Consider the following 21,325-nt stretch of genomic DNA (forward strand, 5'->3'; position numbering starts at 1 on the left):
CTAATCATTATTCTTATTTAAATATTTCTTATTTGTTTTTGTAATAGCTTTTAAAAGATATATGTAATATCCAGCAATTACTAATAACAAAAAAGCACTAATTAATCTTTTAAGTATTCCTTGATCTACAGCAACAACTACATATATTCCAAGAGTTATGATAGATATTATGAATATAATACTTACCAAAATAGCTGCGACAATACGAATAGGTCTAGGAACTTTTGAATTTTGAGTTGTATCTGTAAGTCCTAAAAATATTAATTCATAAATAAAATCCATTTTAAATTCTCCTTAACTTTCTTTCAGTTTTACTCAATTAGCATTAAGACAAACTAAATAAAATGTACTAAGGTATAATTCCAAATCCAATAATAATTAATATAGAAAGCAGGAGCATTAATATGTTTCCTCCAAACCCTACTTTAGATAATATTTTAATAGCTTTATTTTCTAAGATGCTAAAAGGCTTAATATACCCTATTCCTAGTAACCAGTAAATTAATAATAAAAATAAATTCAAAAGACTTGAAACTAGTATTGGTAAAAGCTCAGAAGTACCTATTTTAAATCCAGATCCCCAAGCAAAAATGCTAAATATTAACAATAAACAAGATAAAATCACTAAAAAGGCTCTGATAAATTTAACGAACTCTTCAATAAAAATCCCTCCTAAGTTTCAGTCTTGAGTTTTACTCAATTCTTATTATGACAAACTCATTAATATAATATAAATATTATATTTTACTATTTTATATTTTTATTAATATAATAATTATTTTAGTTTTTCATAAAAAATTGAAATTGTACAATTAAGGTCATAAATATAAAAATTAATATAGTCACCTTATCTTTTCTGGGCATTTCTTTTCTCCAAATCAAAAAAGTGAGTATTGAGGATATATTCATGATTAAACTAATCAAAACCATTACCACAAAAATAATTTGATTACTAATTTCATTAGTTAGATTGGTAAATTTAATAATAAATGCTATTGAAATATAAATTGCAACTATTAAAAAATAATTACTATAATATATTTTTTCCTTCAATTTAGTATCATCTCATTTCTATCTTTTATGGCTATTATATTAGTGATAAATATTTTATATTTTTTTATTTTATACTCTTAGAAATAATACGCTATCATAAATATAATTATAATAATATCATAATTTGCCATATTTTTAAAATTTAAATACAGTCTTTTTTATTGTAATTAATGTCTATTATTACAATTTAAGAAGGGATAAAAATACATAGAAAAAAGGCCTTTTACAACTAATTTAATAGTGATAAAAGGCCTTCTTTTTCATTATGCTATATTTTCACTAGTTTGTTTTTCTGATAATGCTTCTTTTATAAGTGCAGGAGCTTTTCTGCATTTTTCTTCAGAAACAGCACACACTGCAAATCTCAATCCCATCTTAAGAGGAACTACAAATACATTCTTTTCCATTAACTTATCAGAATATTTCACTGGATCATCACAAGGTATACTTACAAAGAATCCATCTCTGTATGGAAGTAATTCAAGATCTACTTCTTCTGCAGCCTCAACAAATGCTGCCGCTCTATCTTGAAGCATATTTTTATACATATCTTTTTCCTTACTATACTTTTCTAATATTTCTGGATTATTATTAATTGCTGTCATAGTTGCCATAGCGCCTCTGTTACCATTTGACCAGTTAGCTCTTCCAGAATGAATACATGCATATTTAAACTCTTCAACAAGATCTTCACTAGAAGATATACCTATGATAGCACCACTTCTAAATCCATACATAGTAAAGCCCTTAGACATACTAAATCCAACCATCACAAAAACGTTTTCCGGAAGATTAGAGAATTGTTTAAAGAACTTTCTTTTTTCATCAGCTTTTCCTGCAAAATCAATATATGCAACATCAACAAAAAGAGAAATTCTATTTTCCTTATCTTTTGCAGCTGCTTTCATTACATCAAGAACTTGCTTCCAGTCATCATCTGTTAAACTATATCCTGTAGGATTATGTGCTGGAGTATTGATTATAGATAATACTCTTTTTTGTTTCTTAACTAATTCATTGAAGTTTTCTTTAAAAGATTCTATATTAAATTCATTTTTATCATTAAATAATTTATAAGTTTTGATTGATCTATCTATTTCTTCAGTAATAGTATCATAAGGTGCCCAATACCAATCAGAAGTTAATACTTGATCACCTGGATTAGTATAATTCCATACTGCATGCTTTATAGATCCAGTTCCCCCTGGTGTTGCAACAGCTTGAATAAAAGCATCAGGTTGATATTCTCTAAAACAATTTTCCTTAACTGCTTCTAAGAAATCTGGTTGACCTGCTAAGCCTGCATATGCAGAAATTTCAGCATCAGGTAATGCTCTAAATTGTTCAAAAACTGATTTCATAGTTATAAGATTCCCATCATCATCCATAAGTGCACCAATTGTTGAATTAATTACATCTTCCTTCCCAAATTTCTTAACAGCTTCAGCAGCCTTGCCTGCAATACCAAATATTATATCATTCTCTCTAGGCCATATTGCGTGTTTAGCAACCATGTTCATACTCACATAAATCACCCCTTATATTTTTTAAATGCATGTTAATAATTACAATTTAACACATTAAAAATACTTTGTCAAAAAATAAATTAAATAAATTAAAACATGTTATAATAAAAATTAGAATGTGTTTGACAAATAACAATCAATATGGTAAATTATATTTATCAAGAATATTTTTACATTTAGCTTACATTTTTTTCTATTAAATGTAAGCTTTATTTTTACATATTGACAACTTAAATCTAATTATATTAATTGATTTTTTGACAGTGATTTTTTAGATAAGTCTTCAATATTATTTATTTTAAATATTTGAAAACGTTATCATCTATTGTTAAATTTTTAATTATGTTATATTAGAGTAAGTAGTATTATGGTAAGTCTTTTAAAACAAAATTATAATTGGAGGTATCACTATGAAAATTTTAGCTTATTGTGTAAGACCTGACGAAGTAGAATCGTTTGAACAGTTTTCAGAAGATTATGGACATGAGGTAAAGTTAATCCCACAATCTTTTGGTCCAGATGTAGCTCATTTAGCAGAAGGTTATGATGCTGTTTCTATTTTAGGAAATTGCAATGCTAACAAGGAAGCATTAGAAAAAATAAAATCATATGGAATCAAATTTTTAGCAAGTAGGTCTGCTGGAGTAAATAATATAAATCTAGATTCTGCTAATGAACTAGGTATAGAAGTAGCAAATGTAGCGGCTTATTCACCTAATTCTGTTTCTGAATTTGCTGTTGGTCTTACCTTATGTTTGACAAGAAAAATACCTTTTGCTCTAAGAAGAGTAGCTATACAAGATTTTAGTTTAAATGGTTTAATTGGTGTAGAGTTAAGAAATTTAACTATAGGTATAATAGGAACAGGCAGAATTGGATTAGAGGTAATTAAAGGATTTTCAGGTTTTGGACCAAAGATGATAGGCTATGATTTATATGAAAATGAAAAAGCAAAAGAATATCTTGATTATGTATCTTTAGATGAATTATACGAAAAAGCAGATATAATAACACTTCATTGTCCTCTAACAGAAGATAATAAGCACATGATAGGAAAAGATAGTATTGAAAAAATGAAAGATGGAGTTTTCATCATAAACTCAGCACGTGGAGCACTAATTGACACTGAAGCACTTATTGAAGGATTAAAATCTGGAAAAGTAGCAGGAGCTGCTTTAGATACTTATGAGCATGAAGTAGGGACTTATCATAACAGCAAAGTAAATACAATTTTACAAGATGATACACTAGCAAAATTAAGAAATTTCCCTAATGTAGTACTTACACCTCACTTTGGTTTCTATACGGATGAAGCTGTATCAAACATGGTAGAAACTACACTTATAAATATAAAAGATTTTGGTGAAAAAGGAACATGCAATAATCACGTTAATAAATAATAATATTTAAGTTTTAAAATTAATCCTTATAAAGAACGGAGAATGCCAAAATGATAAAAGAAAGAAGAGACATTTTATTTACTGGATTTGCATTATTTGCAATATTTTTTGGCGCTGGTAATTTAATTTTCCCACCAAGTTTAGGACTAAGTTCAGGTACGTCCTGGTATATAGCAGCATTTGGATTTTTACTTACAGATCCTGTTTTACCAGTTCTTGGTGTAATAGCAACATCGAAAGTTGGAGGAAAGGCTGAAGATTTAGGTAAAAGAGTAAGTCCTAAATTCGCAAAATTTTTAGGAGCAGTTTGTATTTTAACTATAGGACCTTTATTTGCAGTTCCAAGGACAGCAACAACCGTATATGAAATAGCTGTAAATCCTATAGTACCAAATTCACCACTTATAGTGACATCCTTAATATTTTTTGCAGTTACTTATGTATTAGTAATAAATCCAAGTACTGTAATTGACACAATTGGAAAATATTTAACTCCATTATTATTAATTATACTTACTGCTATAATAGGTTTAAGTATATTTAATCCTATAGGAACAGCAACTCAAGCATCTGGTGGTAATTTATTTTTAAATGGTTTCCAAGAAGGATATCAAACTATGGATGCCTTAGGTGCTTCACTTATGGCAGGTATAGTGCTAACAGATTTAGTATTTAAAGGATATAAGGATCGTAAAAAACAACAATATATGACTAAAAGAATAGGATTAGTTGCAGGAGTTTTATTAGTTTATGTGTATGGTGGTCTTACTTTCGTAGGTTCTACAGCAGGTTCTGTATTTGACCAAAATATCGAAAGAGCACCTTTACTCCTTGGCATAGTAGGTAACCTTTTTGGGAGTATTGGTACAGCACCTATAGCTCTTGTTATAGCCCTAGCTTGCTTAACTACTTCAATAGGTCTTACAGCTACAGCAGCAAACTATTTTAATAGTATAAGTAATGGAAAGCTTTCTTACAAGCTTGTTGCAACTCTTTCAGTAATAGTAAGTGTTTTCTTATCTTTATTTGGACTCGAAGGATTAATTAAAATTGCATTTCCAGTTTTAGCTATTGCATATCCTGTGATGATAACTTTAATACTAATGACTTTATTTGATAGGTACATTAAATACAATACCACTTATACCGGTGCTGTAATAGGAGCTTTCTTAGTAAGCTTAATAGAAACTTTAAATGGTTCTCTTGGCATATTATCAGGCACTATGAGTATAATAGAGAAATTCCCTCTTGCATCTTTTGGATTTCCTTGGATTTTCCCAGCTATAGTACTAGGTATTGTAGGTATGATATATGGTAAGATGACAGGCGGCGCGGTCTTTGCAGAAAGAAATACTGCAATATAAGTAAATATAGATATTAAAAACCGCTTGGAATCATTAATGATTCCAAGCGGTTTTTTCTTTATTAAAATTTAATCTGCTCATTAGCCTTAAGGGATTTTACAAATAAAGATATCATTTGTTCAGTATTTTCTACCAAATCATATGATCCTTCTCGTCTTCCCCAGTCAAAGGTATAACCCCTTATCATAACAAGAATCATATCAACTAGTCGCCTTGAACTATACTTATAAGTGATCTGTCCTTTTTCTTGTCCCCTAATTATAATCTTATGTAATTCTCTGTAAACAACACGCTCAGTTTCTTCATCTTGTCTTTCTTTACTATAAGCAGGAAACATAGAGTTGATAAGCTTACTTCTTTCTACTCCAACCATTGTTACATACTCAACAAAACCTTTGCAAAATATAATTATATTTTTTAATTCATCTTCACTGTTTAATCTATCTAACACATTTTCTTCAAAATAATCATCTATTAAAGCAAATAATTCTATAATTAAATCCGACTTATTCTCAAAATAGTGATAAAAGGTTCCAGCAGAAATACCAGATACATCACAAATCATACGGATAGTTAATCCTTCAAATCCTACCTCATTCATTAAGTTAGTTGCCTTTTCTATGATAAACTTTCTCTTTGCTAATTGTTTTTCCTTTATTTTACTCAAGATGATACCTCCTGCTTGTATATATTTATATCATTATACCACAAGTAATCTAATTTATTTTCTCTTAGCAAAACCAAGTATCACACCTAAGGCAACTGAAAGTGATGCTGCAAATAAAACTCTAAATTCACTAGGTACTATAAAAACTGCTGTATGTGCTGGCAACCAGAAAAATGGTAAGGTTTTAAATATTACAAAAGAAAAAAACTCCGGCCATTTTATTGTTTCCAATACAAGTTTCATATTTAGATTTTCTTTTTTTTCTAACATCAAATCTATATAAGTATCTGTTATACGATGGGTGATCATAAGTACAGCACCAAAGGTAGCGTTCATAACCAAACTAGTTAAAAATGCAGTTAATAAGAGATTATTTAATCCTGGTAAATAATCAACACTTTGAGCAAATGCTACACCACCAGAAAACAATGTAAATGCAAGCGTACTAGCTATTCCTAAAAGACCCCATACACTAGCCCTATATAATATGCCTTCTGGCAATTTAAACTTACCAGAGACAATCTTAAGCCCAATTATCTCTCCAAATGTAGCTAGAATGAAAAATTTTATAAATCCACCTATATAGGGATGTTGGCTAGAAAATCCCATGAAAATATCTCTTGTTGCTGGAATTAATAAAACCAAGAAAAATCCCCCAAATAATATAGTCCATAAAGTACTCTTTAATTTCATGTAATTTCTTCCTCTCAATCTTTATTCCTTTTTTTATATAGATGTTATTTCAATAACTTCCCTGCTATTACCATCTTTTGAATTTCTGATGTGCCTTCATAGATTGAAATAACACGTACATCCCTATACAATCTTTCAATAGTATAATCTTTAATATAACCATAACCACCATGCATCTGAAGGGAATCATTTACAATCTCTTGTGCTATTTCAGAAGCATAATATTTAGCCATAGAAGCATCCTTACTTGCATCTTTCCCCATATCTTTTTTATAGGCAGCATTATATGTCAAAAGACGTGCAGCATTTAGTTTTGTTTCCATCTCTGCTAGCATGAACTGTATGCCTTGGAAGTTTGATATTGATCTTCCAAATTGCTTTCTTTCCTTAGTATACTTAATAGCCTCATCCATAGCTGCTTGTGCTATGCCAAGAGCTTGAGCTGCAACACCTATACGTCCTATATCTAAAGTTTTCATAGCTGTTGTAAAGCCCTTGTTAATATTTCCAAGAATATCTGATTTGTGAACCCTTACATTTTCAAGTATAACATCACTCGTTGCACAACCTATCATACCCATTTTTTTCTCTGGCTTACCCATAGATACTCCTTCAAGCTTAGTATCTACAACAAAAGAAGTAATACCTCTTGTTCCTTTAGTCATATCTGTCTTAGCAAAGATTACAACATAATCTGCAAAAGGAGCTCCTGTAATAAAAGTCTTTCTTCCATTTAATATATAATAGTCTCCATCTTCCACTGCTGTTGTTTGAAGCGAACCGGCATCAGATCCTGCACCTGGTTCAGTAAGACCAAATGAAAACATTTTTTCTCCACTTATCATAGGAACAAGATATTTTTGTTTTTGTTCTTCTGTTCCAGAAATTAAAAATGGTGTACCCATAAGTGAATTTGGTGAAGATAAATAAATACTAGCTACTCCTGATTTTCGAGCAATTTCCTCCATTATGATGACATATGATCTAAAGTCTGCCTCAGCACCACCATATTTCTTAGGCATTTTTATACCAAAGAAATTTGCCTTTGCCATTTTTTTTATGATTTCAACAGGAAATTCACCAGTCTCATCTACCTCAGCTGCAATAGGTTCAAGCTCAGTTTCAGCAAAGTTGATTGCAAGTTTTCTAACTAGTTCATGTTGTTTTGTAAACATAAAAGTACCCCCTTATTTACATCTTATTTAATAAAGTAATGAAGCTATATATATAGCTTCATTACTTTATTAACTCTTTTATTTTTATGCTTCTTTAAATAGACTTACTAAATTTTCACCATTATCAATAGATTCCATTAATTGAGGAATTACCTCATATAAATCTCCAACAATTCCATAGTCTGCAACATCAAATATTGGTGCATTTGGATTTTTATTAATAGCAATTATTATATCAGCATTTTGCATACCAGCTAAATGTTGGATTGCTCCAGATATACCACATGCAATATAGATTACAGGTTTAACCGTAGTACCTGTTTGACCTACCTGATGAGAATGATCAATCCATCCAGCATCAACAGTTGCACGAGATGAACCAACTACTCCACCTAATTTATCTGCTAATTCTCCTATCAATTTGAAACCATCAATACTTCCTAGTCCATTTCCACCAGATACAATTATCTCTGCATCTGTAAGTGATACTAATTCTTTTTCTTGTTTTACAAATTTTATTACCTTTGTTCTTATATCTTCTTCGGATAATTTTACATCAAGTTTTATTATTTCACCTTCTCTTGAATCATCTCTATCAGATTTATCCATAACACCTGGTCTTACTGTAGACATTTGTGGTCTATGCTTCTCGCAAGATATAGTTGCCATAAGGTTTCCACCAAAAGCAGGACGAGTTTGTAATATCTTGTTATCTTCTGAATCTATTTCTAATTGAGTACAATCTGCTGTAAGTCCTGTATCTACTCTAGCTGCAACTCTTGGTGCCAAATCTCTACCAATGTGTGTTGCACCCATTAAAATGATTTCTGGCTTTATTTCATCGATTGCCTCTGAAATTACTTTTGTATATCCATCAGTTGTGAAATCCTTTAATAATTCATGATCAGCTACATATACCTTATCAGCACCATATGCAACTAATTCACGTGCTAAGTCATCAGTTTCGTGACCTAAAAGAATAGCACATAACTTGCTATCAGTTTTTTCTGCTAATTTTCTACCTTCTCCAAGTAGCTCTATTGCTACTTTCATGATTTTACCTTGTCTTTGTTCTGCAAATACCCATACATTTTTGTACGTAGAAAGATCCTTAACTATTGGCATAATATTCCCTCCTGTTTCTGTATATTAAATAACGTATTTTTGTTTAAGTTCTATAACTAATTCATCAGTCATGTCTTTTATTGAGCCTTCAAGCATAACGCCTTTTCCTTTTGGACTTGGCACAAATGATTTCTTAACCCTAGTTGGAGATGCATTTAATCCAACCTCTTCTTTTTCAATACCTAAATGGTCAAATCCCCATACATTTACTTCCTTTTGTCCATATGCATCAAAAATCCCCTTAACGCTCATATATCTTGGTTGACCTAATTCTTTGATTGCTGTAAGTAATATTGGAGTTTTTGCTTCTATTACTTCATAACCATCTTCTAGTTGTCTTTCTATAGTAAGCTTATCTCCATCTATTTTAAGATCTTGTACATAAGTAACTTGGCTGATTCCCAGTCTCTCTGCAATCTGTGGCCCAACTTGTGCAGTATCTCCATCTATTGCTTGTCTTCCAGCAAATATAATATCATAATCTTCTATTTGTTTAATTCCTGCTGCTATAGCATTAGAAGTAGCCCAAGTATCTCCACCAGCAAACTCTCTACCACTTAAATGAATTGCATCATCAGCTCCCATAGCTAAACATTCTCTTAACATATCATCTGCTTGAGGAGGCCCCATTGTAAGAACTGTTACACTTACATCATCATATTTATCTTTTAATTGTAATGCTCCCTCTAATGCATTCGCATCATCAGGATTTAAAATACTTGGAATTCCCTCACGAATAAGCGTTCCTTTTATAGGATCTATTTTAACTTCATTTGTATCTGGAACTTGTTTTACACAAACAACAATTTTCATATTCATCCTCCTTGTAATTACTATTAATATATTTGATTTATTTATCTACTTTAATAGTTTTCCTGCTATTACCATCTTTTGTACTTCTGATGTACCTTCATATATAGAAGTTATTCTAACATCTCTATATAATCTCTCTATAGAATAATCTTTAATATATCCATATCCTCCATGGAATTGAAGTGCCTTTGATGTGATTTCAGTAGCAACTTCTGCTGCAAATAATTTTGCCATTGACGCGTCTTTTGATGCATCTAAGCCCTGGTCTTTTTTAAGAGCTGTATTGTATGTTAAAAGACGTGCTGCATTTAATTTTGTTTCCATTTCTGCTAGGTCAAATTGTATTCCTTGGAATTTTGATATTGATCTTCCAAACTGCTTTCTTTCTTTAGTATATTTAATTGCCTCATCCATAGCACCTTGAGCTATACCTATAGCTTGAGCAGCTATACCTAGTCTACCTGTATCTAGTGTTTTCATAGCAGTTAAAAATCCTTTGTTTTCTTTTCCTAAAAGCATATCCTTATGAACTCTTACATTTTCTAATATAACATCACTTGTTTTAGATCCTCTTACACCCATCTTATTTTCTGGTTTTCCTACACTATATCCTTCTAAATCCTTATCTACTATAAAGGCACTGATTCCTTTTATACCTTTTGATTCATCTGTTTTAGCAAATATTATTGTAAAATCAGCAATAGGTGCATGAGTTATGAAAGTCTTTCTACCATTTAATATATAGTAATCTCCATCTTTTACTGCAGTGGTTTGAATAGCTGCTGCATCAGATCCAGCTCCTGGTTCTGTTAGACCAAATGATCCTATTTTTTCTCCTTTAATCATTGGCATTAAATAGTTTTTCTTTTGTTCATCACTTCCAACATCTACTAAAGGAGCCCCCATTAATGAATTCGGAGAAGAAACATAGGTTCCTGTACTAGCACACTTTCTACAAAGTTCTTCCATGATTATTACATAACTTCTGTAATCTGCTTCAGCTCCACCATATTCCTTTGGCATAGTTATACCAAAAAAGTTTGCATCTGCTAATTTTTTAATCAATTCTTTAGGATAAACAGTTGTTTCATCTATTTCTGCCGCTATTGGTTCTAATTCATTTTCAGCAAATTCCTTAGCTAGTTTTCTTACTAATTCATGTTCTTTATTAAAAATCATAGTCTACTCCTTTATTATTATATTTTTTTTATTTAAATTAAAATATTATATAGTTACCATATCAGAAAATGTTTCTACCATAGTCCTTGCCTGTTCATAATTTTTCATCTGTTGATCAACCTCTATTAATATAGTTGGAATCTCTCTTTCATCAAATTCTTTTTTCATAATTGGATAATCATATTCTTCAGGATCACAAAACTTTGTCATCAATACAATGATAGCATCTGCATCATATTTCTCTACCTTATCTATAATCATGCTTCCACGTTTTTTCTCTGGATCATATAGTACTGAACAGCCATCCCTATCAGAAAATTGTCTTGCAAGTGCTTCTATAGGATCATCACTAGCTACCACATCTGTTCTAAATTGACGTGATTCATGTGCAATATCATCAGCAACAATAGCAATATTGTTATCTTCTAATATTTTTAGAATACTTGGACTATCTGCTATAATACCTGTAGTAACTACCTTAAGTCCATCCCATTCTTTTTCTGATTGTTCTTTACATAATTTAATCAATTCATCAAGCATTTTACTATGTTCTGGTTTTTCCATAAAATATGAACTCTTTATAACAGCACTTCTTTGTGAAGGAGTTATTAAATTAGGATATTTAGCAGCTATTTCAATAAATTCTCTCATGCTTTTTCTATGTTGATTATATACATTAATTGCATCTTGTAATTTTTCATCACTTATTTCATTGCCTGAAATCTCTTCAAGTTTGCTTTTAATTGTCTTATATTGACTTCCTAAAAATTCAACTGCTGCTTCTATTTTTCTATTTTGAGGATGAATTACAGGAATAAGTTCAACATTTTTAACACCTTGCTTCCAGTTTTGACCCATACACTTTAGGGAATCACAAAGCCCTGGAATCATTACAGCTGATAATTTATCCAAATGACCTCTAAGTCCCATTTCAAGACTTGTTTGTAAAATAGAGCAAATAAATGAAGGGAAATACATCTTTGCTTCTGAAACTTCACGCTCAGCTCCCCAAATACCAAATGGTACCATGCCAGCTGCATATACAATTTCCTCTGGGCAATAAACTGGCAAACATCCTATAACCTTTTTTCCCTTATTTATATAATGATCAATTCTAGCATTAGGTTCAGATGCTATTTTACTAAACTCTTCTAAAAGCCCTTTAATATCATTAGTCATTATAGCTTATCCCCCTTCCTATTAGCTTCCATAACTTCATATAATCCTTGTATCCTAGTATCATATTGTGCTTCAGAGAAATTTCTAGGATCCGCCTGATCACCATCAAAGGTTACTGTTGGAATATCTGTTTCTTCACGAAGTTTTCTTTCTAATTCATACATAAAGCCACTCCACATTTTACAACTTCTATTTGTATGAATAACTGCACCATCACAATTGTTTTTATTAACAACCTTAACTCTCATATTTAATGCACGTTCAAAAGAAACTGCATTAGGTACATAAGAATAAGCTTTCATCATCTCTTCTACATTGCTATAAATTACACCAAAAGCATCTGCATAAACAGTACCAACTACATTTATATTGTATTTCATCAGTGTAGTAAGCTTATGTCGTAAATATGGCCAACAAGCAATACCTTCGAATAAAACACGATAATCTTGCTCTCCCCTATAGGTAGATGTTCCATCCTTTACAGCTTGCTCATATTCCTTTTCTAAAAGCTCAAATGCAATAGCCGTTTCTATCTTTCCACGAGCACAAACTGCAACTGCCATGTGGTTAAATAAATCAAAGCCATTAAGTGGTGATGGAGTATATTTTGTATATTCTGTTGCTCCTAGCCATGCTTTTGAAGATCTTTGAGAAATCTCCATAACTTCTTTAAATCTTTCTTCAGAAAACGTTTTACCTGTTATTTCTTCAAGTTGAACGATAGCATCATCAAATTGAGCTCGTATATATTTAACCCTATCATCTGATGTTTCAAATTCTGTATTATAAGGTATATCTATGAAAATCATTGGTATATCTAATTCCCTTGCTATATTTTCATACCATTTAATCATTTGATTGCAAATATTGTTACAGCAAAGTACGAAATCAGGTTGTGGCATATCCATCTCTTTACATTCTTTAAGATCCATATAAGCAAGACTTATTCTAGCATATGCGCATATATCATTTGAATATCCATTTGACTCAGAATGCTCACACATCTTAAGGCCTGCACCTTTTGCTGATATTGCTGCTGCTTGATTTTCAGGATAAACTACTGGTACTCCTAATGTTTCACAAATTTCTTGTGGAAAGTTAGAAGCACACCATCCAACCTTTTCACCCTTTTCTTTTGCATCCCATGCATTCTGATAGTGTCTGCTTACTATATCTCTTAAAAGATGTTTGGCTTTTTTAGGTGCCTGTTCGGTTTTTTCTTGCATCTATCTCACTCCTTTTTATTATATATATCTATTACTCTTTCTCTAAAAGATCATATGCATAAAGAGCTGCCCCAAGAGCACCTGCTACTTGTGTCAAAGGTGATGTTTCTATTGATACATTTAGCTCTTTTTCAAGAGCCTTTACAACCCCTAAATTTTGTGCAACTCCCCCTGTCATAGCAACTGGTGAAATAACTCCGAGTCTCTTAGCAAGACCAGCTACACGACTTGAAACTGAATTGTGAATACCAGCAATAATATCACATATTGCCTCTCCCCTTGATAGGTGAGATATAACCTCAGATTCAGCAAACACCGTACAAGTAGAACTAATTGATACTGGCTCTTTTGACTCTGCTCCAGTTTCTGCAAGTTTTGATATATCAATTTCTAATACATTGCTCATAACATCTAAAAATCTTCCTGTACCTGCAGCACATTTATCATTCATAACAAAGTTCATTAGCCTACCTTTAGATGAAATCTTTAATACCTTAGCATCTTGTCCTCCAATATCAATAAGAGTTTGAACATCTGGAAAGAGAAATCTTGCTCCCTTTGAATGACAACTTAATTCACTCATCTCTTTATCAGCACTTTTTAAGGTATTTCGTCCATATCCTGTTGCAATTGTCTTAGATATTTCTTCTATTTTTTTATCAGCTCTTTTAAGGGCCTCAGCTATAACACGTTCAGAACCACTCGTTCCAGTCCCTACTGATATAACACTACTTCCTACAATATCTTTTCCGTTTTTTAATATAATACATTTAGATGCTGTAGAACCAATATCTACACCCATTGTATATTTATCAGTCATTACTTTTCATCCCAAGTTACAATTTCTTTATTTTCTTTCATTTTTTCAATTTCTTCATCACTATAGCCTAAGTCCTTAAGAACTTCTATAGAATGCTCTCCTAAAAGAGGTCCTTTTTCATATTTACTAAGACCAGCTTCTTCAAATGTAACCGGTGGACGTACTAAAGTTCTTTTATTACCATTGTCATACTCCATTTCATATAGGTAATCATTAGCCCAAGCCTGCTCATCTTCTAAAAGTTCTTCCCAAGTTTGTGCAATAGAAAACGGAATATCTGCTTCTCTAAGAATTTCATTCCATTCATCCTTATCTTTTAAAAGCATTTGTTTTTCAATGATTTCAAACATTTCAACAGATCTTTCTCCAAGATTTTCTATCTTAGAATATCTTTCATCACCTATAAGGTCTTCTCTTCCTATAGCCTTCATGTATCTATCATAATATAGGTCATAAGGAGGCATACAAGTTTGGATGAAGTGATCATCCTTTGTCTTTTGCGCTATAAGGAATGGATTTGGAGTATCTTTTCTGTGCATAGGATATTTAAAACCATACTCTGGATATTGAGCTGCTTGAAGCATCATACCAACAGTATATATTGCACTTTGGAATAAACCTGTAGATACTTTTTCACCCTTACCAGTCATCTTTGCACGATAAAGAGCTGCCATAGTTCCTGCTGCTAAAAACATACCTGCTTGATGATCTCCAAGACCTGGTATAACATTCATTGGTACAGTACCTTTTTCATAAAGAGTTCCAGTTATACCTCCTCTTGCAAAAAAGGCAGTAAAATCAAAACCTGGTAGATCCTTATCTGGACCTTTTTCACCATAACCAACAATTTGTGAATAAACTAATTTAGGATATCTTTCCTTTAATGTTTCATAATCAAGTCCTGCTCTTTTAAGAGCTCCTGGACGCCAGTTTGTCAAAAATATGTCTGCATCATCGATTAATTTAAAGAGTATTTTCTTTGCATTTGGATCTTTTAAGTTAATTGCAATACCTTTTTTATTTGCATTTTCAAGATCAAATGTTGTGTTTTCATGTTGGTCTAATGGCCTACCTTCTGATGGAGCTGTATAACGCAAGGCATCTCCACCTGGTGCTTCAATTTTAATAACCTCTGCCCCACAATCTGCTAAAAATCTTCCACATGCTGGTGCTGCTATAAAGTTCGCTAATTCAATTACCTTAATTCCTTCTAAAGCATTTTCATTTCCTGTCATTTAATTTCCCTCCTACTTTCTTCTTATTTATTTTCTATATAAAAAGCATCTTTTTTCTTGGATAATGCTTTGCCAAAAAAATTATCATTTTTCAACTTTTTTATCATATTTTCTTTTAAAATATATTTTTTGATCTTACCACTAGCTGTCAGAGGATAATCTATACAAAATTCTATATATTTGGGTATCTTATATCTAGCTATCTTACTTGATAAAAAATCCTTTACTTGATCAGCATCTAAAAAACAATCTTCTTCAAGTTGGATAGTTGCAGCTATTTCTTCACCATAGCATGCCTCTGGAATTCCATAAACTTGGGCGTTTTTTATACTCTTATGCTGAATCAAACAATCTTCTATCTCTGTTGGGCTTATATTTTCTCCACCCCTTATAATAGTTTCCTTGATTCTTCCAGATACATAATAATAGCCCTCATCATCAACAAAGCCAATATCTCCTGTAAAAAGCCATCCATCAGAGTCAATAGACTTTCTGGTCAGTATTTCATTTTTATAATAGCCCTTCATCACATGATAGCCTCTAGTAGCTAATTCACCTTGAATAGCTGTAGGACATTCTTTTCCTGTTATAAAATCTACTACTTTCATTTCTACATTAGGCAAAGGTTTTCCAACAGATGAAATCTTCCTTTGAGTTGAATCATCTGACCTAGTCTGAGTACAAGCGGGTGAGCATTCTGTTTGGCCATAGCCAATTTCTATATCTTTCATTCCAAGTTTGCAAATAATATCTGTAATTGTATCTTCATTACACATTGCTCCTGCTACAAGACCTGTGCGTAAATTGGAAAAATCATATTGATTAAAATTTGGATGCTCCATTATTCTAGTAAACATAGTTGGAACACCATGAAGAACTGTACATTTTTCTTCACTAGCTACTTTCATAACTTCTGATGCCCTATAGCATTCTACTAAAACCATACTTGTGGCATTTCCAATACACATTAAAATACCAGCAGATAATCCAAAGCAATGAAAGAATGGTAAGGCTAAACAAAGCTTATCTTTATTAGTCAATTTAAGAAGTTTTCCAGTTGAATATGAATTATTCACTAGATTATGATGTGTAAGCATAACTCCTTTTGACATACCAGTAGTTCCTGATGTAAATTGAATATTGATTACATCTTGTGTATCAAGTTCTAACATTTGTCTTTCAAGTTTTTCATCTTCAAGATTTTTTCCCATTTGAAAAATATCTAAAAGTTCTATTGAGTTCTTGCATTCATTATCTCCAAAATGTATAAAATGTTTTAAAAGCTTAAAAGTATTATTTAAACCACTTTTTGATCTTGCTATGATCTGATCTACTATTTCTATATAGTTAACATCCCTAAAACCATCCATAAAAACAAGAGCTTTAGCATCTGATTCTTCTAATAACCTTTCAACTTCTTCAAGGCGATAATTGATATTAACTGTAATCGTGCATACACCAATTTTACTAGCAGCTAAAAAGCAAAGTATCCATTCAATCTTATTGCTGCCCCAAATAGCCATATGATCACCTTTCTCTAAGCCAAGAGAAAGTAAACCCTTTGCATATATATCTGATAATTCATCAACCATTGACCAAGTTAAATCTTCTTCTTTTTCATAAGATATTATAGCTATGTCATCTGGAAATAAATTTGCAGTTTTTTTAAGGTAGTCTCCGATTGTAATATCCTTTAAATCCATAATAACACCTCGAATTTTCTTTGTTATAAAAATGACAATGCATGCTAAAAAAATATTTGCTTAGTTCTTTTAACATTCTAGAACATGTTCTACTTTTCTTAATTTAATTATAAACATTATTTGTGAGTCTGTCAATGAAAATTTATAAATTTTTAACAATCTTTTTTGTTTTACCTAATCCACTAAAAATCATATGAATTATATACGGGATAATTACAACAGCTATTGTAATATAACCTAAATAACCATACCCTACCTTAATTAATGGTAACAATCCAAACTGGGCTATACCAAAGGCTAAAATAATAAATCCTGCTGTAGTAAATATAGTTAATTTGGACGGTTTTGCTCTATCTTTAGCATTTAGTGGTTTTTCTATTTCAAATTTGCTAACTATACGATTTACAATTCCAGCAATCATATTAACTGCCGTTGAAATAGCCCCCAAAACAATAAGTATTGAAATCATTGGTGTCATAAATGAACTCCCTACACCATTACGTACTAATGTCAAAATAGGAATACTTTCTTGTTGGATTCCTGGCATACTTACAACTGCCATTAATCCTAAGGTAGAGATGAATATAATTCCTGAATTTATGATTACTCCATAAATCATACTAGTCTTTGCTTCCTTTTCTGAAGTAAAAGCTTTAGCATGTTGAACCATTAAACCAATGGAAGCCAACTGAAATGCAGCATATAAAAAACTTTTCCATAGTGCTGGTCCAATAGGTGCCTTTTGAGCAGCCAAGTTGCCAATATTTTTTGTGATTTCTCCCCATTGCGCAATAATATTTGGAATATATACTATTAATAAACCTAATATTATAATAATTGATATAGCAGAAGCTGCTTTACGCACAATATCTGTACCATATACTGCAATAATAAAAATAAATACCCCTATAATCATAGTACAAATTAAATATGGGATCCCTAAAAGTTCTGCCATAGTGGAACCACCTGTTGCAAAAGCAACTGAAGGTGCTAAACAAAGTAAGAATATATAAACTAATTCATACAAATTAGAAAATATAGGAGAAAACTTACCATAAAAGCTATCATTAAAACTTCTATAGTCATATACGTCATTTACCTTTGCATATTTAAGAGCATACCATTGAAAAACAGCCGATATTACTTGAGCTAAAATAGGTGTTATCAGTGTCCAAATACCAAATATTATAAAATATTGGAATAACTGTGCTCCAGATGCAAATCCCCCTCCAAATTGCGTTGTAAACCAAACAAATGCCACTCCTATTGGTACTGACATATTGTTTGTCTTAAATAATTTCATCATTAATTACCCCCTTGATTATTATTTATTCAACACTTTGATTAAATGTTTGAATCATACCTTTAACTTCCTTACTTAATTCATTTTAAAAATATTACCTTAAATTTTTCTTATATTTATATATATGTATGTATTTATAAACTTAGAACGTGTTCTAACTTTATATTGTAATTGTATGGTACATTTAATATCATGTCAATGAAAATTTATAAATTTTTAACAATCTTTCTTGTTTTAAGGATAATAGAAAATACAAGTAAAAATAGACTAGAAATTTCTAGTCTATTTTTGAATATACTATATTATATAAATTGTCCTTAACTTCATTAAATTCATCCTTATCTATAGTTTCAGGATATGTCATAATCATAAGCGGCATAGGCTCTTTATCCTTACCATATGCTGGTTGCATATAATCATAATTATTTAGTTTAAAATTTAATCTTTCATAAAAACCAATTCTTCTTTTAGCTATTTTTGTATCTGGCAACTCTACTTCTAAAACTACATTCTTATCAGTTTTATTTATTAAATCTTTCAAAAATTTTTTGCCATAACTTTTGCCCCTATATTTTTCATCTATAGCAAAATGTTCTACAAATAAATAATCATCCATATCCCAAGTAGTTATAAAACCCACTACTTTTTCATCATCTTTTAAAGATTTCATTTTATATCTTGGATCTTTTAATATTTCTTTTTGTAAATTTAAATTTCTCTTTTCATCTTCAGGAAAAGAACTATTATATATATCCCATATTTTATCAAAGTTTTCCATTTACAATCCCTTTCTTTTAATCATATTGCTTATTACTATATCATATTTAAAATACTATTTAAGATTAGTTTAGCTTCGTATTGCCAACTAAATTTATAAATTCTCTTAATTCTTTAACTTCTTTATAAGGAGCATATTCTTCATACGTTTCTTTATTATCTAGTAAGACTATTTGCATACCATCTGGTCTTAGAAGCTCTAGAACCTCTGGAACACTTCTAATTTCTAATCTGTTTTTAAGTCTATAATATATACTCCCCTTTTCATTAAATGATTTAGCAACTATATATAAGACTGGTATATTAGTATCTAGATATTTTTCTACTGTCATATTAGTTCTATCTCCTTTCCATCATCTCTTTTAATTTATTTTCAAATTGTATCTGTGTCTTTATTTTACCCATATCATATAATTTTCTTAATTTTAAACCTACTTCTTGTGGTACATACTTATATACACTTGTGTGACTCCATATATTAAATTTTATATCACTACCACACCATAATTGAACTTCAATTGGATAATGATATGCATCTTTTTGATAGTATAAGTGTATATCCCTATATCCATCATCATCTTTTTTTCCTTCTCTCATATCTACCACTCTAAAATATTCAGGAAATGTATTTGGATATTCCTCTAAAAAAACTCTTATATCTAAAATATCATTAAAACAATGTGAAACTTTACATCCTTTACCATTTATATATTTATTATATTTTAGTAGTGAAGACTGTATTGATTTTAAGCGCTTATTCTTCAAATATAAAAATTCATCTTTAGATCTAATAAAACGATTATACTCTATTATATCTTGTATTATAAAATTTATATCTACTTTTCTTAATGACAATTGTTTTATACTTTTTTTTAAGCTGGATTTATAGGATAATATATACAATATTTGTTTTGAGGGTAATACTGTATTATTATAATTCATAACTTACCTCTCTTTTAATGGTTTTATTGATATTGTAATATACTTCAGTGCTTATTTCTTTAATTATATCATATTTAAAATATATTAAATTCTATTCATTCAGCTTTTTATACATATTTAGCATTCCTAATCCTGTGAATATAGTTAAAACTATAAAATAAACACCAAATCCTCCCATGATAAACTTATGGTATATTTCTCTTTCAAATATAATTGTAGATATTGACATAACTATTAATACAAGTAAGTTTATATATAGAGGAGGAAGATTATATTTTTTATTATAATTTTCTATGTATACTTTATCAAGTTTGTATATATTATCCAAATATTTTTCTGCTTTAACTGACGTGTAGTGCATTTTTGTTATTTCTTTTTGTATTTTAATAATCATATATATAAAAAGCATTTCAATTGGTATCAAAACTAAATTAAATAACATAAAAAATCCCTTTTAATTAATATTTTCTTCTAAATAATCAAATTCTTCCTTACTCAGCTTAAATTTGATTTTCTTTTGACTTTTCAAATATCCATTTATATAAATGATAGAAAAAAGTTTATCATATGTTTCAATATGTTTTATATCCTCTATATTAATAGCTTTATTTAAATTATATACTAGTTTATCATCTGAAATATAAGAATAATCAACTATAAATAAGCTTAAAAACCCAAAATGTAACACCTACCAATGCATGGAAATGGTATTATTTAAAACTACAAGAATAAATTGTATTTTTGCTAGTATCAAAAGAAAAATATACATGTATTCTTTCCAAGAAGGCTTGAAATCCGGCGTATATTTCATAAATATTCTAAGCCTTAAACTTATGAATATTTGGGCGGTTAAAAACAATGAATATATAATTAGCTCTGTCATACTCATATCTCCTATAAAATAACTGGCCCAAATAAAGCTAATTATATTTAATATTAGCATAATCAAATCTATAATATAAACTTTCTTCATACAATTCTCCTTGTAAAAATTTATTAAAAACTATTCTATTATAATGTATTCTATGAAAAAGTAAGAAATCCTTTAAAATATTTTATAAGAAAGAGGCTGTTTCAAAATAAAAAGCCCATAAAAATAGCGTCTACGACGCGTTAAAATCTTTAGTTTTAACTTTCTTTTTTAA

The 21,325-nt window shown here is 30.3% G+C and carries 22 protein-coding genes; 2 read left to right on the top strand and 20 right to left on the bottom strand.

Going from position 1 to position 21,325, the window contains the following annotated elements; genetic code table 11:
• Together ACTHUW_RS09870 and ACTHUW_RS09875 are read right to left on the bottom strand one after the other, a co-directional pair.
• Positions 1 to 282, bottom strand: coding sequence for a hypothetical protein (locus tag ACTHUW_RS09870; protein ID WP_091636864.1), 282 nt, complete (start codon positions 280 to 282; stop codon positions 1 to 3).
• Between the two features lie 1,034 nt (positions 283 to 1,316).
• Entirely contained in the window at positions 1,317 to 2,573 is a 1,257-nt protein-coding gene (locus ACTHUW_RS09875) for a pyridoxal phosphate-dependent aminotransferase (protein ID WP_442197082.1), read from the bottom strand.
• Between the two features lie 416 nt (positions 2,574 to 2,989).
• On the opposite strand from ACTHUW_RS09875, the gene ACTHUW_RS09880 reads away from it, so the two are divergent.
• Together ACTHUW_RS09880 and brnQ are read left to right on the top strand one after the other, a co-directional pair.
• A complete protein-coding gene (locus tag ACTHUW_RS09880; protein WP_442197062.1) occupies positions 2,990 to 3,979 on the top strand; it encodes a D-isomer specific 2-hydroxyacid dehydrogenase family protein in 990 nt (329 codons plus the stop codon).
• A 50-nt stretch (positions 3,980 to 4,029) separates the two neighbouring features.
• Complete coding sequence (gene brnQ / locus ACTHUW_RS09885) at positions 4,030 to 5,343, top strand: branched-chain amino acid transport system II carrier protein (RefSeq protein ID WP_442197063.1); 1,314 nt, start codon at positions 4,030 to 4,032, stop codon at positions 5,341 to 5,343.
• Positions 5,344 to 5,404: 61 nt separating this feature from the next.
• Here brnQ and ACTHUW_RS09890 read toward each other — a convergent pair whose 3' ends face one another.
• From ACTHUW_RS09890 to ACTHUW_RS09975, 18 genes are all read right to left on the bottom strand, one after another.
• Positions 5,405 to 6,010: a TetR/AcrR family transcriptional regulator gene (locus ACTHUW_RS09890; protein ID WP_442197064.1), complete on the bottom strand. Its 606-nt coding sequence runs from the start codon at positions 6,008 to 6,010 to the stop codon at positions 5,405 to 5,407.
• A 54-nt stretch (positions 6,011 to 6,064) separates the two neighbouring features.
• Positions 6,065 to 6,655 (bottom strand): hypothetical protein, encoded by a 591-nt coding sequence (locus ACTHUW_RS09895; protein WP_442197065.1) that lies wholly within the window; start codon positions 6,653 to 6,655, stop codon positions 6,065 to 6,067.
• Between the two features lie 92 nt (positions 6,656 to 6,747).
• Positions 6,748 to 7,878: an acyl-CoA dehydrogenase family protein gene (locus ACTHUW_RS09900; RefSeq protein WP_442213147.1), complete on the bottom strand. Its 1,131-nt coding sequence runs from the start codon at positions 7,876 to 7,878 to the stop codon at positions 6,748 to 6,750.
• Positions 7,879 to 7,962: 84 nt separating this feature from the next.
• Positions 7,963 to 9,003, bottom strand: coding sequence for an electron transfer flavoprotein subunit alpha/FixB family protein (locus ACTHUW_RS09905; RefSeq protein ID WP_442213149.1), 1,041 nt, complete (start codon positions 9,001 to 9,003; stop codon positions 7,963 to 7,965).
• Between the two features lie 24 nt (positions 9,004 to 9,027).
• Entirely contained in the window at positions 9,028 to 9,816 is a 789-nt protein-coding gene (gene etfB, locus ACTHUW_RS09910) for an electron transfer flavoprotein subunit beta (protein WP_442197068.1), read from the bottom strand.
• A 45-nt stretch (positions 9,817 to 9,861) separates the two neighbouring features.
• Positions 9,862 to 10,995, bottom strand: a complete 1,134-nt coding sequence (locus tag ACTHUW_RS09915) for an acyl-CoA dehydrogenase family protein (protein WP_442197069.1) — start codon at positions 10,993 to 10,995, stop codon at positions 9,862 to 9,864.
• A gap of 45 nt (positions 10,996 to 11,040) precedes the next feature.
• Complete coding sequence (locus ACTHUW_RS09920; RefSeq protein ID WP_442213152.1) at positions 11,041 to 12,174, bottom strand: 2-hydroxyacyl-CoA dehydratase subunit D; 1,134 nt, start codon at positions 12,172 to 12,174, stop codon at positions 11,041 to 11,043.
• On the bottom strand, positions 12,174 to 13,400 hold the full coding sequence (locus ACTHUW_RS09925) for a 2-hydroxyacyl-CoA dehydratase subunit D (protein ID WP_442213154.1): 1,227 nt from the start codon (positions 13,398 to 13,400) through the stop codon (positions 12,174 to 12,176). The genes ACTHUW_RS09920 and ACTHUW_RS09925 overlap by 1 nt, the downstream gene beginning before the upstream one ends.
• 31 nt (positions 13,401 to 13,431) lie before the next feature.
• The gene (locus ACTHUW_RS09930) at positions 13,432 to 14,220 is read right to left on the bottom strand and encodes an acyl-CoA dehydratase activase (protein ID WP_442213156.1); all 789 of its coding nucleotides are present in this window, start codon (positions 14,218 to 14,220) and stop codon (positions 13,432 to 13,434) included.
• Complete coding sequence (locus ACTHUW_RS09935) at positions 14,220 to 15,455, bottom strand: CaiB/BaiF CoA transferase family protein (protein ID WP_442213158.1); 1,236 nt, start codon at positions 15,453 to 15,455, stop codon at positions 14,220 to 14,222. The genes ACTHUW_RS09930 and ACTHUW_RS09935 overlap by 1 nt, the downstream gene beginning before the upstream one ends.
• A 23-nt stretch (positions 15,456 to 15,478) precedes the next feature.
• The gene (locus tag ACTHUW_RS09940; protein WP_442210711.1) at positions 15,479 to 17,158 is read right to left on the bottom strand and encodes an AMP-binding protein; all 1,680 of its coding nucleotides are present in this window, start codon (positions 17,156 to 17,158) and stop codon (positions 15,479 to 15,481) included.
• A 142-nt stretch (positions 17,159 to 17,300) separates the two neighbouring features.
• Positions 17,301 to 18,464 (bottom strand): YkvI family membrane protein, encoded by a 1,164-nt coding sequence (locus ACTHUW_RS09945; RefSeq protein WP_442213160.1) that lies wholly within the window; start codon positions 18,462 to 18,464, stop codon positions 17,301 to 17,303.
• Positions 18,465 to 18,738: 274 nt separating this feature from the next.
• Complete coding sequence (locus ACTHUW_RS09950) at positions 18,739 to 19,239, bottom strand: GNAT family N-acetyltransferase (protein WP_442197076.1); 501 nt, start codon at positions 19,237 to 19,239, stop codon at positions 18,739 to 18,741.
• Between the two features lie 64 nt (positions 19,240 to 19,303).
• The gene (locus ACTHUW_RS09955; protein ID WP_442213162.1) at positions 19,304 to 19,570 is read right to left on the bottom strand and encodes a DUF6718 family protein; all 267 of its coding nucleotides are present in this window, start codon (positions 19,568 to 19,570) and stop codon (positions 19,304 to 19,306) included.
• Between the two features lie 7 nt (positions 19,571 to 19,577).
• On the bottom strand, positions 19,578 to 20,180 hold the full coding sequence (locus tag ACTHUW_RS09960) for a hypothetical protein (protein ID WP_442210713.1): 603 nt from the start codon (positions 20,178 to 20,180) through the stop codon (positions 19,578 to 19,580).
• A 91-nt stretch (positions 20,181 to 20,271) separates the two neighbouring features.
• Complete coding sequence (locus tag ACTHUW_RS09965; RefSeq protein WP_442197079.1) at positions 20,272 to 20,622, bottom strand: hypothetical protein; 351 nt, start codon at positions 20,620 to 20,622, stop codon at positions 20,272 to 20,274.
• Between the two features lie 12 nt (positions 20,623 to 20,634).
• A complete protein-coding gene (locus ACTHUW_RS09970; protein WP_442197080.1) occupies positions 20,635 to 20,868 on the bottom strand; it encodes a hypothetical protein in 234 nt (77 codons plus the stop codon).
• Positions 20,869 to 21,153, bottom strand: coding sequence for a hypothetical protein (locus tag ACTHUW_RS09975; RefSeq protein ID WP_442197081.1), 285 nt, complete (start codon positions 21,151 to 21,153; stop codon positions 20,869 to 20,871). It abuts the gene before it with no gap.
• Between the last annotated feature and the right edge of the window lie 172 nt (positions 21,154 to 21,325).

The sequence above is a fragment of the Senegalia sp. (in: firmicutes) genome (genome assembly GCF_052088025.1).
Taxonomy (GTDB): Bacteria; Bacillota; Clostridia; order Tissierellales; family SIT17; genus Anaeromonas.

Bases quoted from the DNA above. Each gene is read 5' to 3' on its own strand.
- ACTHUW_RS09870 (WP_091636864.1), bottom strand. From the start codon at position 282: ATGGATTTTATTTATGAATTAATATTTTTAGGACTTACAGATACAACT.
- ACTHUW_RS09875 (WP_442197082.1), bottom strand. From the start codon at position 2,573: ATGAACATGGTTGCTAAACACGCAATATGGCCTAGAGAGAATGATATA.
- ACTHUW_RS09880 (WP_442197062.1), top strand. From the start codon at position 2,990: ATGAAAATTTTAGCTTATTGTGTAAGACCTGACGAAGTAGAATCGTTT.
- brnQ (WP_442197063.1), top strand. From the start codon at position 4,030: ATGATAAAAGAAAGAAGAGACATTTTATTTACTGGATTTGCATTATTT.
- ACTHUW_RS09900 (WP_442213147.1), bottom strand. From the start codon at position 7,878: ATGTTTACAAAACAACATGAACTAGTTAGAAAACTTGCAATCAACTTT.
- ACTHUW_RS09905 (WP_442213149.1), bottom strand. From the start codon at position 9,003: ATGCCAATAGTTAAGGATCTTTCTACGTACAAAAATGTATGGGTATTT.
- etfB (WP_442197068.1), bottom strand. From the start codon at position 9,816: ATGAAAATTGTTGTTTGTGTAAAACAAGTTCCAGATACAAATGAAGTT.
- ACTHUW_RS09915 (WP_442197069.1), bottom strand. From the start codon at position 10,995: ATGATTTTTAATAAAGAACATGAATTAGTAAGAAAACTAGCTAAGGAA.
- ACTHUW_RS09920 (WP_442213152.1), bottom strand. From the start codon at position 12,174: ATGACTAATGATATTAAAGGGCTTTTAGAAGAGTTTAGTAAAATAGCA.
- ACTHUW_RS09925 (WP_442213154.1), bottom strand. From the start codon at position 13,400: ATGCAAGAAAAAACCGAACAGGCACCTAAAAAAGCCAAACATCTTTTA.
- ACTHUW_RS09930 (WP_442213156.1), bottom strand. From the start codon at position 14,220: ATGACTGATAAATATACAATGGGTGTAGATATTGGTTCTACAGCATCT.
- ACTHUW_RS09935 (WP_442213158.1), bottom strand. From the start codon at position 15,455: ATGACAGGAAATGAAAATGCTTTAGAAGGAATTAAGGTAATTGAATTA.
- ACTHUW_RS09940 (WP_442210711.1), bottom strand. From the start codon at position 17,158: ATGGATTTAAAGGATATTACAATCGGAGACTACCTTAAAAAAACTGCA.
- ACTHUW_RS09945 (WP_442213160.1), bottom strand. From the start codon at position 18,464: ATGATGAAATTATTTAAGACAAACAATATGTCAGTACCAATAGGAGTG.
- ACTHUW_RS09950 (WP_442197076.1), bottom strand. From the start codon at position 19,239: ATGGAAAACTTTGATAAAATATGGGATATATATAATAGTTCTTTTCCT.
- ACTHUW_RS09955 (WP_442213162.1), bottom strand. From the start codon at position 19,570: ATGACAGTAGAAAAATATCTAGATACTAATATACCAGTCTTATATATA.
- ACTHUW_RS09960 (WP_442210713.1), bottom strand. From the start codon at position 20,180: ATGAATTATAATAATACAGTATTACCCTCAAAACAAATATTGTATATA.
- ACTHUW_RS09965 (WP_442197079.1), bottom strand. From the start codon at position 20,622: ATGTTATTTAATTTAGTTTTGATACCAATTGAAATGCTTTTTATATAT.
- ACTHUW_RS09975 (WP_442197081.1), bottom strand. From the start codon at position 21,153: ATGAAGAAAGTTTATATTATAGATTTGATTATGCTAATATTAAATATA.